The following is a 13,705-nucleotide window of genomic DNA, read 5'->3' on the forward strand; positions in this document are numbered from 1 at the left end:
AAGAGAAAAAATGACAAAATATACAGTAAAAAGTGAATTAACTGATACTCCTTGGCAAATTGAAAATCGAACAAAGAAAAATAAATTCATGGCTGATGAATCAGCAAGTGGTAAAAATGTTGCCCCGAATCCAGTAGAATATTTAGCTGGTGCTGTTAACTCTTGTATTTCAATTTCTGCAGGGATGATTGCAAATGTACATCATTTAGATGTAAAGAACTTTAAAGTAACAAATCAGGCAATTACTACTAAACTCGGCCATGGAAAGTCAGTTGTTAGTGAAATGTTGATTACGGTTTCTTTTGAAAGCTCTATGTCTCAAGAAGAAAAACAAGACTTTTTAGATCATACTCTACATGTTTCAACTGTCTATCAAACAGTATCACAGAGTGTAAAAACATACGTAGAATTAGAAAATTAAGTTATCAATTTGCTCTTAGTCGGATAAGACTAAGGGCATTTTTGATTTTTTTATGAATGTAAGGCAAGCTAGAAACTAATTAAGTTTGGGGAGGAGTTTAAGTGAAAAAATAGTTGCTAAACCAGTTAGCATGTTTGAATTATTCTTCGATTTAGTTTTTGTATATGCGATTTCTAGAATTACTGCGATGATTCATCATCCTGTTAATGGAGGAATTCCTTTAACTACTTTTTGGAGTTTTTGTTAGTCGTAGTTGTAGTGATGGAAATCTGACTCTATCAGGTTGTTTATTTTAATTGATATAGCAAGAATAACTTTTTAGATATTGCCGGACTTGTTTTAAATATGTTTACGGCAGTTTACTTAGCCAATAATATTAATACAGACTGGCGCATAACCTTTCACTATTTTAATATTGCGATGGCTGTAATGATTGCAACAATATTTTACCAATATTTATTCACGTTGATTAATGAAGTTAATGATAAAAGAGAATTCTTATTTATTTTAGGGATAGAGTTCTTTTTAATAATTCTAGGGTTGATGCTTGGCTATTATGTCGGGATTTATTTCTGTATTGCTGCTTATATTATTGGCTTGATTTTACCAATCTTTTTATGGGAAAAATTTAAGTCTGAAAGAGTTAATTTCCCTCATTTGGTGGAGAGAGTCAGTTTGATAGTCATTATTGCGTTTGGAGAAGTAATTGTTAATTTAGCAAATTACTTTAATAGTAAGACGCCTCTTATGTATGCTGCATTTTTATTACTAGTTTTAATGTTTGCTAGCTATGTACTTTTATCTGATAAGATCATTAACCATCATCAAATTAGCAGAGGATTTGTCTTAATGTATAGTCATATTGCGATTGTAATTTCTGTATTGTTAATGACCGTAGACACTCTATATTTAAATAATAAAAATGTGGACCATAAATTTCTGTACGGGCTAATTATAGGTACGGTCGCACTTTATTATTTCTCTTTGATTGTGAACCAAGTTTATAGTAAAAAAGTATGTCAATTTAAAAAAATCGAAGCAATAACTCTCTTAACTATATTTATTATTGGAGCTTTAATTTTATGGTTAGTTAAGAATTCTAATTTTGTGGGTTATGATCTGCTTATTAATATGAAATCTGACCTTTTTCTTAGTTTTTCTAATGAAAAGCAAAAATTCTTTAAATTAACATTATTATAGTTAGTAAAAAAATCTCGACTGCTATAATATTAGTAAATTAATAAAGAGGGATTAACATGGATATTTATGGTGGCTATACTCCAGTACTAGATAGTTTACTTAATCAAATGTTGGAGTATTTTAGAAAAGAAAATAAACTTCATCAAGAGAAAACTGGCGATAGCCTATATGAACACTTGATTGGACGAGTTAAACGTCCAGAAAGTATGATTGAAAAATGTCAACGAAAAGAATTGCCAGTAACGCCAGAATCAGCTTTAAAGGAAAATCGAGATAGTGTAGGGATTCGTGTGGTTTGCAATTTTATTGATGACATTTATACCTGTATTGATTTAATTAAGGAATGGGACGATGTAGAAATCGTCAAGCAAAAAGATTACATTACAAATGCTAAACCAAATGGGTATCGTTCTTACCACATGATTTTAGATGTTGAAAGACCCGAAGAAGATATCGTAGGAAACACCCCTGGTCACTACTATGTCGAAATACAACTTAGAACAATAGCAATGGATACCTGGGCTAGTTTAGAGCATGAAATGAAGTATAAGCACCAGATAAAGAATCCCGAAATGATTGGTAAAGAGTTGAAGCGAGTGGCTGATGAATTAGCTTCTTGTGATGTAAGTATGCAGACTTTGCGCCATTTAATTAGAGAGGAAGATTAACTTAATGAAAATTTTGCTTGCAGAAGATGAAGAACAACTATCTCGTGTTTTAGTAGCAGCAATGCAGAGTGTTAATTATGAGGTGGATCCTGTTTTTAATGGTCGGGATGCAGTTGAATTTGCTAAGAAAAATTCATATGACGTTATCATCTTAGATATTATGATGCCGGTCATGGATGGAATCACAGCTCTAAAGGAGATTCGCAAGAGTGGCGATAAGACTTATGTTTTAATGTTAACTGCAAAAGCAGAAGTTGATGACCGAGTAACGGGGTTAGATAGTGGAGCTGATGATTATTTAACTAAGCCATTCTCACTGAAAGAGCTGCTAGCACGTTTACGTTCAAAAGAGCGACGTGATGATCAATATACACCTAATGAGGTTGAAGTCGGAGACCTCGCTTTAAATGTTGCTGAACAAGAGTTAGTCAGTCACAATTCGATTCGTTTAGGAAGTAAAGAAACTCAACTTTTGAATTATTTGATGCTTAATGAAGGAAAAGAATTTTCAAATTCAGATTTACTAGCACATGTTTGGAAAGATGATGAGGAAGCTAGTGAAGAAGTTGTTTGGATTTATATTTCTTACTTAAGACAAAAGTTGCAGTCAATTCAAAGCTCAGTTCAGATTGTCGGTGAAAAAGGTGGTAGTTTTTCCTTAATTAGGTAGGTGAGCTAAAATGATCCAAAAGTTTCGTTGGAAATTTATTGGAATGTCAATTGCAGCTTTGTTTATAGTACTCGTAATTACCCTAGGTGCTTTATTAGGAGTTAGCTATACCCAAAGTCATAATGAGGTTGATCGAGTTTTAACAGTCTTAGTAAATAATCAGGGACAATTAACTCCTCGAAATGCTAAGCCAGTCTTTGGTAATCAAAAAGATCCAATTAATAAGAATTTTTTGGCAGGCGAATATAATCCGGAGGCAGTTTTTCAATATCGTTATTTCACTGTTGCCGAGACTCCGCAGAGTAATCCGCGAATAGTAAATGATGACAATGTTTATGATGTTGGACGAGCTGAGATTCTTAGTACAAGTAAGAGAATTTTTAAGGATAAGACAACAGATGGCGTAGTGACAATTGGTAATAATCAGTATGCTTACCGTGTTGGAAAAAATCAGACTGGTCGTAAATTTATTGTTTATTTGAATGAATCACTGATTTATCATCGTTTTTCGCTACTAGTTAGGGTATCGATTGTTTTAGGAATTGGGGCTTTGATTGTTTTTGCACTGGTATTGATTTTGGTTTCTAAAAAAGCGATTGGTCCAATTATTACAACATATCGTAAACAACGTGAGTTTATTACCAATGCTGGCCATGAATTAAAAACTCCTTTGGCCATTATTGCTGCTAATACCGAAATGGAAGAAATGTTAGGCAATAATTCTGAATGGAATAAAAGCACTAAGGAACAAGTTGATCGATTAACAAGGTTAATTAACCGATTAATTGCACTAGCTCGGACTGGTGAAACCAGTGAAGTGGTCCTAAATAAAGTGAATTTTTCTGAAATTGTTAAAAAGAATGTCAATAGCTTTAAGTCTGTGATGCAAAAAAATCATCTTAAATATAATGGAATGATTATGCCAGATTTATATGTTAAAGCAGAGAAAAATGTTTTAAGTGAACTGATTAACATCTTATTAGACAATGCTCGTAAATATTGCGATAAAGATGGGAAAGTGCACGTAACCTTAACTAAAGGAAGGCTAGGAACAAATGCCATCTTAAAAGTTGCTAATACTTATAAAGAAGGAAAAGGAAAAGATTATTCGCATTTCTTTGAGCGTTTCTATCGAGAAGATGAATCACACAATTCAAAGCAATCAGGATTTGGAATTGGATTAGCAATGGCACAAGAGATTGTTCACACATTTCATGGGAAAATTCATGTTAGTCATAAAGATGATATGATTATCTTTACAGTAATTTTGAAATTAGCAAAATAAGAAAAAGCAGTTAGTTTTCTTTTTTGAAGACTAGCTGCTTTTTGCATACTGTAAATTTTAAAATATTATTTAAAATAATACCCAATACATTGTTGAACTTGATGTTTCCATATTCTAAACTTCTCCTTATTAATAGTTTGGGATAATCCTATCACTCATTACATCTCATGAAAAATCAATTGTGTCTTATCTAAATCAATAGTATAAGTTTCGTCTTCTAATGGACGCTTGGTCATTCCTTGATCAGTTGAGTAGATAATTAAACCTAATCGGGCACCAGCTGGTAAGCGATAGAAGGTAGGCTGCAATTCAAACTCTAAATTATAGAATTTACCAGGTTCAACTTTTTCGGCATGTTTCATATCTGCATAGTTTTGAACATTCATGTGACCTTTAGTAATTAATTTAGCCTTGGTTTCTTTATCAGGAACGAATTCTTTCATTACTTCGGTGCCGAAACGGTAGCCTAATTCTTGAATTTGATCGTTAAATGACTTAGGAATTGGGGTAAGACGTTTTCTAGTACCTAAATCAACTAGAGCTACAGAAATTTGTCCTTTAGGAAGAGAAGTAGAAACACTCATTTTAATCTTAGGACGACCAACTACTGTAACAGTATGAATGAATTCATCAGTTACAAAACGCAATTGTTGATCAAGCCATTTTTCTTCTCCAGAAATGAAGTCGTACTGCCATTTTCCTTCAGAAATCTTAGCCTCTTTAAAGATTTTTCCACCTTGGTCTGTAAATGAAACTTTATAATTATCTTCTCCGCCATCTTTTAAGAGACTGCCGCTCTTATCTGGGAAGTAAATTTCTTTTTTACCTAATTCATTATTCCAAGTTGGTTCTTCATGCCAAATGTCAGGTTGTAAATTATCTTGAATCATTACATCTTCCCATTGCTTGTAAGCATTATTTTTAATGTCTAACAATTCATGACAGAACCATAAGTTCATTAGGTCAGAAAAGTCAATGGAAAGAAGGTTATTCATGTTGTAGTGAGGACCTTGGTGTAAGAATAGTTTATGTGCGATTGGTAATTTAGAAACTTTTTGCCAAATTTTATAAACATTCTTAGGCTTAACATTCCAGTCATTAAGACCATGAACTGAAATCCAGGAACATTTAATATTATCAGTGTGATGACGATAATTTCTAGCTTCCCAAAAGTCAGAATATTGACCAGTTTCACGGTCTGATTTTTCTAAAAGACGCTTTTGCATTGCATCATATTTAGGTTTGATTTTTAGATAGTCACCTGCATCCCAAAGATTAGACTGACAAGTTTCAGCTAGCATATCTAAGTCTTCTCCTTGGCAAGCCTCTGGCGCAATGACTAAACCATGCTCGCGGTAGTAATCATACCAAGAAGAAATTGCAGCTTCAGACACTACGGTTTTAAGTCCTTTTACGCCTGTAGTAGCAATTGCAATTTGAAGAGTACCAAGGTATGAACGACCAGTCATTCCGATATTCCCATTACACCAGGATGCTTTTGTTTCATGCTTTCTAGTTCTGTCAGTATAGGCAATACGGTCACCATGGAGCCATTCAATAATTTCTTTAGCACTTTCAGTTTCTTCTGGTGCACCAGTAATTCTTAAACCGTCGGAACCGCGTGTTCCAATTGCACCAGCATAAACATTGGCAAATCCACGTGCTAATAAATATTCATTTAGAGAATAGGCTGCTTTGTGTACTGCTTCTTCTGTAGCAGCTTGATCTTCACTAGCAGGCTTTTGAGCTTTAGCAGTAGGCATTGCTTCATACTTAGGAGAAGTACTCTTAGTCGCATCTTCTAGATTGACATCTACATTGTGGTTTCGTTTTTCATTAGCAATAATTCCGCCAAAGTATGGATCTGCTGTATAGAGAGCAGGGAACTTGAAGTTGTTTGATTGATAAGGACGAAAGACGGTGACTTGAAGTAAATCAGGTTTACCATCTTCATCAGTATCAAGATCACTTTCGACATAAACCACTTCACGAATAACCTTACTCATATCAAAAACTGGGAGTGACTTACCATTAAAGTACATAAATTTATTATTACCGTAGAACTGGGTGAAGTAACCTTTGCCAGCCATATTATCAATGAAAGTTTGGCCATTTTTAGCGCGAGTGTTAAGTAGGCGGTAGAAGACTTTAACTAATTCATTACGATCAATTTCTTCTTGATCAGTATAAGGAAGGGCATTAGTCTTCATTCGTGCTAGTGGATCATTTAAGTCATAGTCATAGCCAACATGATAGCCAAGTAATTGCAGGGCAACATTATAAAATTGGTTACGTGAAATTGAATTAGGATTTTCAGCTAGAAAATCTTTTAAATTTTTATGATCACTAACTGCAAATTCTGCTAATTTGGCTTCTTTTGCGCCATAAGTTTTGGCTTCAGCAACAGAGTTTTCAACTAGCGTTGCTAAAAGGCCCGAAAAACTATTTTCTTTCCAATCATTAGGTAAGAAGTTAATAGATTGTAGTTCTTTAACCATTTGGTCAAAGTCTGTTTTTAAATAGCCATATTGATTATATTTCATTATAAAAAGCACTCCTTTTTGTCTTTTCTCTTAATTTTTATTTTACTAGTTTTAATTAAATAAAAGAAGAATGAAAGACACTGCTTTTCTCATGCGAAATCTAATTAGATTTTTTTCTCTTTATATTTATATTTACTTAATCCAGCTTGATGGTTGAAATCCTTACCGTTTAAGTGGAAATGCTCACCATAGATTAAGTTAATAATTTTATATTGACCATGTTTATTTTTTCCAAAAATTACGTAATCGCTCCATCTATTACGCTCAAAACTATTTTCGAAATTTTTATTAAACTGAACTTCTCGATCTTGGCCGATGACGTCTAATTTTACAATAATTAGATTTTCATCTAATTTGGCATATTTTACTACATTAACTTTATTGATTACTGTTTCATCAATTGTTCCTTTGGAAACTTTAAGCTTAATTTCTTTAGTCATTACTTTATAGTAATTTTTATCAAGGTATTTTTTTAAGTCTTTTGGTGAATAGTGATGGTTGACATACTTTTCTCTTAAAATTTGACTATAAAGATACTGTGCTTGTGCGTAAACTTCAGTAAAATTTGTATCTAAGTCGCCATCTGGATTATCTAATTTAATATTTAGTTTATAAAGCAGGTGCTCGAAGTTTTTAATTGTAGTATTGGGAGTAAAAAGGCCAAAAGCTGGTGTGACTTTTGGATTGAGACCAAACTTAGTAAGATAAGCAGAATGATATTGTCGTTTAAGATGGTGGGCTAAGCATATCCCTTCTGTTCCTTTTATGGTGCCATAAATAAACAGAAAAATAAGGGCGATAATATCAATAGGGCCGAAGGAATCAGAAGACGAGCTACTATCGCTTCCACTTGAACTACTACCTCCGCCTCCGCCTCCACCTCCACTGCCTGTACTACCGCCACCTGTAGATCCCATTGAGGCAAAAGCAGGTTGATCTGAAACAATAAAAGTACTACTTCCTATAGCTATGCTAGTAGCTAAGCAGAGTAGGGCTAAAAATTTGAAAATTGTTTTCATAACCTATTCCTTCCGACCTTTTTAAATTAAAATAAATTATGTTATCATAATTAAACTAGAATACTACAATAAATGCAATTGTAAATTTAAATTATTTTTAATTTAATCCAAAAACTGGTAAGTAAGATTTTAATTTCTTATAATAAATAGTTGAGAAGTTAAAATATTGGAGGTCAAAATATGACAGAAGTAAAACGCTTTTATGAAACTTTTCATCCGGAACATTACGATATCTATTTAGATATTAGTCGTGAAAAGAAGAGATTTCATGGTAAGACTGTTGTAATCGGTGAAGCACAAGAAGAATTAGTCAAACTAAATCAAAAGTACTTAAAGATTACCTCTGTTAGAGTAGATCAAAAGAAGGCTGACTTTAATTACAACGATAAAGATGAAGTAATTAATATTGAAGCTGGAAAAGTAGGTAAGATGAAAATTGAAGTTGACTTCGAAGGTAAGTTGACTGATACAATGATGGGAATTTATCCTTCTTACTATGAAGTTGATGGTGAAAAGAAGCAATTAATTGGTACACAATTTGAAACCACCTTTGCTCGTCAAGCCTTCCCATGTGTTGATGAACCAGAAGCAAAAGCTACTTTTGCACTTGCAATTAAGTTTGATGAAAAACCTGGTGAAAGTATTATTTCTAACCAACCAGAAGAGAAGTTTAAAGATGGGGTTCACTACTTTAAACCAACTCTGCGTATGTCTAGTTATTTAGTTGCTTTTGTCTTTGGTGATATGCAAAGAAAATTAACTAAGACAAAATCTGGCGTTGAAATTGGTGTTTTTGCTACGAGAGCTCACCAAGCAAAAGAATTAGATTTTGCCTTGGATATTGCTAAGCGTTCAATTGAATTCTTTGAAGATTTCTATGAAACTCCCTATCCATTAGAGCATTCATATCAAGTAGCACTTCCTGACTTCTCAGCTGGTGCGATGGAAAACTGGGGTTGTGTAACTTATCGTGAAGCATACTTATTGCTTGATCCGGATAATACTTCATTAGAAATGAAGCAATTAGTTGCTACAGTTATTGCCCATGAATTAGCTCACCAATGGTTCGGAGACTTAGTAACTATGAAGTGGTGGGATAATCTATGGCTTAACGAAAGTTTTGCTAATATGATGGAATATGTGGCTATTGATGCCTTAGAACCAAATTGGAAGATTTGGGAAATGTTCCAAACTTCAGAAGTTCCAGCAGCTCTCCAAAGGGATGCAACAGACGGTGTTCAATCTGTTCATGTTATGGTTAATGATCCAGCTGAAATTGATGCCTTATTTGACTCAGCTATTGTTTATGCAAAGGGATCAAGAATGTTAGTAATGGTTCGTGCCTTACTTGGAGATGAAGCTCTTCGTGAAGGTTTGAAGAACTACTTTGCTGCTCATAAATATGGTAATGCAACTGGGGATGACTTATGGAAGGCACTTGGAGAAGCAAGTGGCTTAGACATTGGTGCGATTATGCATTCTTGGCTTGAACAACCAGGTTACCCAGTAGTAAGCGCAAAAGTTGAAGATGGTAAGTTAGTTTTAACTCAAAAACAATTCTTTATTGGTGAAGGTAAGGAAGTAGGACGTAAGTGGCAAATCCCACTAAATTCAAACTACGCTGCTGTTCCAAAAATTATGAAGGATGAAAAATTAGTTGTTGGTGATTATGCTGATTTAATTGCTGACAATGGTGTGCCATTCCGTTTAAATGTAGGTAATAATTCAGACTTCATTGTTAAATATGATAAGACCTTACTTGATGACATTTTGAATCACGTTGATGAATTAGATGCGGTTGATAAATTGCAATTATTACAAGACTTCAGATTATTAGCTGAAGGTGGTCACATGTCTTATGCAGACATTGTTCCACTTCTTCCTAAATTTGCAGATTCTACTTCACCAATTGTTAATAATGCCTTATACAGAATTATGACTACTTTACGTAATTTTGTAACTCCAGATTCTAAGGAAGAAAAAGACTTAAAGAAGCTTTATAATTTGCTTTCTGAAAAACAAGTTAAGCGTCTAGGATTACTTCCAAAAGCTGGTGAATCTAATGACGATAACTTAACTAGACCATATGTTGTTGCAGCTTCCTTATATGCTGGTAATGATGAGACAATTAACGGTCTACATACTATCTATTCAGAACATTCTGATAACTTAGAAGGTATTTCCGCCGATATTAGAAGTGCTGTTTTGGTTAACGAAGTTAAGAACTTTGGTAACATGACCTTATTTGATAAACTTCTTAAGAAGTATCAAGAAACTTCTGATGCAAGTTTGAAGCAAGACTTGTGTGCTGGTATTACTTCAACTAAAATGCCTGAAATCATTGATGCAATTGTTGATGACTTTGAAAATTCTGAAATCATTAAGCCACAAGACTTACGTGCGTGGTACCGTAATGTTTTAGCTAATCCATTTGGCCAAGAACAAGCTTGGAACTGGATTAGGCTAGAGTGGCCATGGCTTGAAGCAACTGTAGGTGGAGATATGGAATTTGCAACCTTTATTACTGTAACTGCAAATATTTTCCATACTGAAGAAAGATTGAATCAATTCAAAGACTTCTTTGAACCAAAGATCAATACTCCAGGCTTAACTCGTGAAATTAAGATGGATACTAAGGTAATTGAAACTAAGGTTAACTTAGTTAAGAAAGAACAGGTTGCTGTTAACGCTGCCATTGCTAAAGCTGTTGACTAAAATTTGAAAAATAAATAATTAAAAGATGCGCTTTCGGTTTTGAAAGCGCATTTTTGATATAATTGAAAAGATAGAGGTGACAGGACTTGGTAAAAACAATATTTTTTGATGTGGACGGGACGTTAGTTTCTCATAAAACTGATAGCGTTCCAGAAAGTACTAGGAAGGCACTTAAGCTTTTACATGAAAATTGCTATAAATTAGTGCTAGCTACAGGCCGTGATATGAGTCAATTGAAAAAATTACCAGTCAAAAATTTGAAATTTGACGGTTATTTGACGATGAATGGTCAAATTTGTTTAGATGGAAATGGAAAAGAAATTTTTGGTAATCCAATTGATGAGAAGGATACTGAAAGAATGGTCCAATTAATCAAAGAAAAAACTGTTCCAATTACTACAATTGGCAAAGAAGGACCTTATATTAATTTTGTAACTGATGAGGTTGTAGCTGCTCAAAAAGCTGTTTCAAGTAAGGTTGCACCCGTTGGTGAATACCACGGAGAAAAAGTTTATCAATTTATTGCATATGGAGACCGAGAAAAATTAAAGAATTTAGTGAATGATTTACCTAATTGTAAATTAAGTTGGTGGAATGAATATGCAGTAGATATCATCTCAAAAGACGGTGGTAAATTAGCTGGTATTGAAAAGTATCTAGACCTGCAAGGTCAAACTTTAGCAGATGCAATGGCTTTTGGTGATGGGGAAAATGATTTAGAAATGTTAAAAGCTGTTAAACTTGGAGTTGCAATGGGAAACGGCGAAGAGCAAGTAAAGCATATTGCAGACTATGTAACTACTGATATTGATGCAGATGGCATCTTTAATGCATGCAAGCACTATAAGTTGATTTAAAGTAAAAGGAATGACAAATATTAGTTGTTGTTCCTTATTTTTATATTCTTAAAAATGGTGTAGATAAAAAATTTAAATTAAAATCAAAAAAATTTAAAAAAGTAATTGACATATAAGTCCCTTTTCCCTATACTAGAATATGTTCTGTTAAGGAATTGGTTTGGTAGCTCAGCTGGATAGAGCAACGGTCTTCTAAACCGTGGGTCGTGAGTTCGAATCTCACCCAAATCACTGATATGACGCTCCGTATGGGGCGTTTTTTTTTGTGCAATTTTTCTACTTTTGATATAGACCAATTGCAGATAAAACATCTTGACCAATTTATTTAATAGGGTTATTATTGCTAATATAACAACAAAATAAATATAGTCCATTTAAATAAAATGAACTATACCAAAGGAGAAAAACTTATGTGTGGAATTGTTGGTGTTGTTGGAAAACCTGCTAGAGATATTATTTTAAATGGCTTAACTAACTTAGAATATCGTGGTTACGATTCTGCAGGTATGTATTTAAATGACTTAAATGGGAATGAATATCTAACTAAAGCAGTAGGTAGAATTTCTAACTTAAAAGAAAAATTAACTCCTGATGAACAAGGTTTAGTTGGAATTGGACATACTCGTTGGGCTACACATGGTAAACCAACAGTTGATAATGCGCATCCTCACTTTGATGAGACTAAGCGTTTTTATCTAGTTCATAATGGTGTTATTGAAAATTATGCAGAATTAAAGGAAAAATACTTACAAGGAGTAAAACTCCACTCTAATACTGATACTGAAGTGGTTGTCCAATTAATTAGTAAGATTGCGCGTGAGAAGAATTTAGATGGCTTTTCTGCGTTTAAAGAAGCTTTAAAATTAGTCAAGGGTTCATATGCCTTCCTTTTAGTTGATAACACTGAACCAGAGCATGTTTTTATTGCTAAAAACAAGTCACCAATGATGTTAGGTCTTGGCGATGGTTTCAATATTATTGCTTCTGATGCAATTTCTGTTCTAGATCAAACCAAAACTTTTGTTGATTTACAAGATGGTGATGTTGGTGACATTACTAAAGATTCTTACACAATCGAAACAGTTGATGGTGAAAAGGTTGAGCGTAAGCCCCATGTATTGGATATTGATCCTAATGCAGCCTCAAAGAGAACTTACGAATTTTATATGCTCAAAGAAATTGATGAACAACCAAGTGTAATGCGTAAAATTTCTCAAACTTATTTTGATGAAAATGATGACGTTAAGGTTGATCCAAAAATTATTGATTCTATTTCAAAAGCAGATCGTATTTATATTTACGCTGCTGGGACGAGCTATCATGCTGGTTTAGTTGGTAAGACAATGTTAGAGCATTATACTGGAATCCCAACTGAAGTTGGTTTGGCCTCAGAAGCTGGTTATCACTTCCCAATGATGAGTAAGAATCCATTCTTTATTTTCTTAACTCAGTCAGGAGAAACCGCTGATTCTCGTGTTGTTTTGAAAGAAGTTAATAAGCGTAATATCCCAAGTTTAACCATCACTAATGTAGAAGGCTCAACCTTATCAAGAGAAGCAGACTACACTATGCTCTTAGAAGCTGGTCCTGAAATTGCAGTTGCATCTACTAAGGCATACACTGCGCAAATTGCTGTTCAAGCAGTTCTAGCTAAGGCATTGGGCGAAGCACTTAATAAAGCAGAAGCTAAAGATTGGAATTTAAAGCATGATTTAGCTATTGCGGCAGAAGGGATGCAGCAACTTGTTGATAGTAAAGAAAGTCTAAAAGAAATTGCTGATAAATACCTAATTAAGTCTCGAAATGCTTTTTACATTGGACGCGGAATTGATTATGCAGTAGCCTTAGAAGGGGCACTAAAGCTGAAAGAAGTTTCATATATTCAAACTGAAGGCTTTGCAGCAGCAGAATTAAAGCATGGTACTATTGCTCTTATCGAAAAAGATACCCCAGTAATTGCTTTAATTAATGATCCTGCAACTGCTGATTTAACTCGTGGAAATATTCAAGAAGTTGTTTCTAGAGGTGCTAACGTTGTTACTATAGCTGGTAAAGACTTTGCTAGAGAAGGCGACAATGTAGTTTTACCAGAAATTAATTACTATATGTCTGCCTTATTAACTGTTGTACCAGCTCAACTTCTTGCATATTATGCATCTAAAGATAAGGGCCTTGATGTAGATAAACCACGTAACTTGGCTAAGAGTGTTACAGTTGAATAACTGAATTTAGATTAATTATTAAAATAGAGAATTAGTGATTTTAAAGGTGCTAATTCTCTATTTTTTTATGTAATTCTTTAGTGAAAAATCCAATTTTGATTTAAA

11 protein-coding genes and 1 tRNA gene are annotated in these 13,705 nt (G+C 33.8%); 10 read left to right on the forward strand and 2 right to left on the reverse strand.

From position 1 onward, the window contains the following. The first annotated feature begins 10 nt into the window (after positions 1–10). The 6 genes from GTO82_RS03230 to GTO82_RS03255 all read left to right on the forward strand — a co-directional run bounded on the left by GTO82_RS03230 (position 11) and on the right by GTO82_RS03255 (position 4,244). The gene (locus GTO82_RS03230) at positions 11–421 is read left to right on the forward strand and encodes an OsmC family protein (protein ID WP_135352038.1); all 411 of its coding nucleotides are present in this window, start codon (positions 11–13) and stop codon (positions 419–421) included. 85 nt (positions 422–506) lie between these two features. Beyond that, positions 507–668 carry a low temperature requirement protein A gene (locus tag GTO82_RS03235; protein WP_260983180.1) on the forward strand — a complete coding sequence of 54 codons (162 nt, stop codon included), beginning with the start codon at positions 507–509 and terminating at the stop codon, positions 666–668. A 98-nt stretch (positions 669–766) separates the two neighbouring features. After that, a complete protein-coding gene (locus GTO82_RS03240) occupies positions 767–1,621 on the forward strand; it encodes a low temperature requirement protein A (RefSeq protein WP_180873719.1) in 855 nt (284 codons plus the stop codon). 56 nt (positions 1,622–1,677) lie between these two features. Then, the gene (locus tag GTO82_RS03245) at positions 1,678–2,289 is read left to right on the forward strand and encodes a GTP pyrophosphokinase (protein ID WP_180873720.1); all 612 of its coding nucleotides are present in this window, start codon (positions 1,678–1,680) and stop codon (positions 2,287–2,289) included. A gap of 4 nt (positions 2,290–2,293) precedes the next feature. Next, positions 2,294–2,959, forward strand: a complete 666-nt coding sequence (locus GTO82_RS03250; RefSeq protein WP_180873722.1) for a response regulator transcription factor — start codon at positions 2,294–2,296, stop codon at positions 2,957–2,959. 10 nt (positions 2,960–2,969) lie between these two features. After that, the gene (locus GTO82_RS03255) at positions 2,970–4,244 is read left to right on the forward strand and encodes a sensor histidine kinase (RefSeq protein ID WP_180873724.1); all 1,275 of its coding nucleotides are present in this window, start codon (positions 2,970–2,972) and stop codon (positions 4,242–4,244) included. Between the two features lie 158 nt (positions 4,245–4,402). Here GTO82_RS03255 and GTO82_RS03260 read toward each other — a convergent pair whose 3' ends face one another. After that, positions 4,403–6,787, reverse strand: coding sequence for a Xaa-Pro dipeptidyl-peptidase (locus tag GTO82_RS03260; RefSeq protein ID WP_180873725.1), 2,385 nt, complete (start codon positions 6,785–6,787; stop codon positions 4,403–4,405). A gap of 104 nt (positions 6,788–6,891) precedes the next feature. Then, entirely contained in the window at positions 6,892–7,806 is a 915-nt protein-coding gene (locus GTO82_RS03265) for a hypothetical protein (protein ID WP_180873727.1), read from the reverse strand. Positions 7,807–7,986: 180 nt separating this feature from the next. On the opposite strand from GTO82_RS03265, the gene GTO82_RS03270 reads away from it, so the two are divergent. The 4 genes from GTO82_RS03270 (at position 7,987) to glmS (ending at position 13,600) form a co-directional block, all read left to right on the forward strand. Continuing rightward, positions 7,987–10,521 (forward strand): M1 family metallopeptidase, encoded by a 2,535-nt coding sequence (locus tag GTO82_RS03270; protein WP_180873729.1) that lies wholly within the window; start codon positions 7,987–7,989, stop codon positions 10,519–10,521. 86 nt (positions 10,522–10,607) lie between these two features. Next, positions 10,608–11,378, forward strand: coding sequence for a Cof-type HAD-IIB family hydrolase (locus GTO82_RS03275; protein WP_180873731.1), 771 nt, complete (start codon positions 10,608–10,610; stop codon positions 11,376–11,378). A 157-nt stretch (positions 11,379–11,535) separates the two neighbouring features. Further along, a tRNA-Arg gene (locus tag GTO82_RS03280) sits at positions 11,536–11,609 on the forward strand. A gap of 179 nt (positions 11,610–11,788) precedes the next feature. After that, the gene (gene glmS, locus GTO82_RS03285; RefSeq protein ID WP_180873732.1) at positions 11,789–13,600 is read left to right on the forward strand and encodes a glutamine--fructose-6-phosphate transaminase (isomerizing); all 1,812 of its coding nucleotides are present in this window, start codon (positions 11,789–11,791) and stop codon (positions 13,598–13,600) included. The last annotated feature ends 105 nt before the right edge of the window (positions 13,601–13,705 follow it).

Source organism: Lactobacillus johnsonii (genome assembly GCF_013487865.1).
In the GTDB taxonomy this organism is placed as follows: domain Bacteria; phylum Bacillota; class Bacilli; order Lactobacillales; family Lactobacillaceae; genus Lactobacillus; species Lactobacillus johnsonii_A.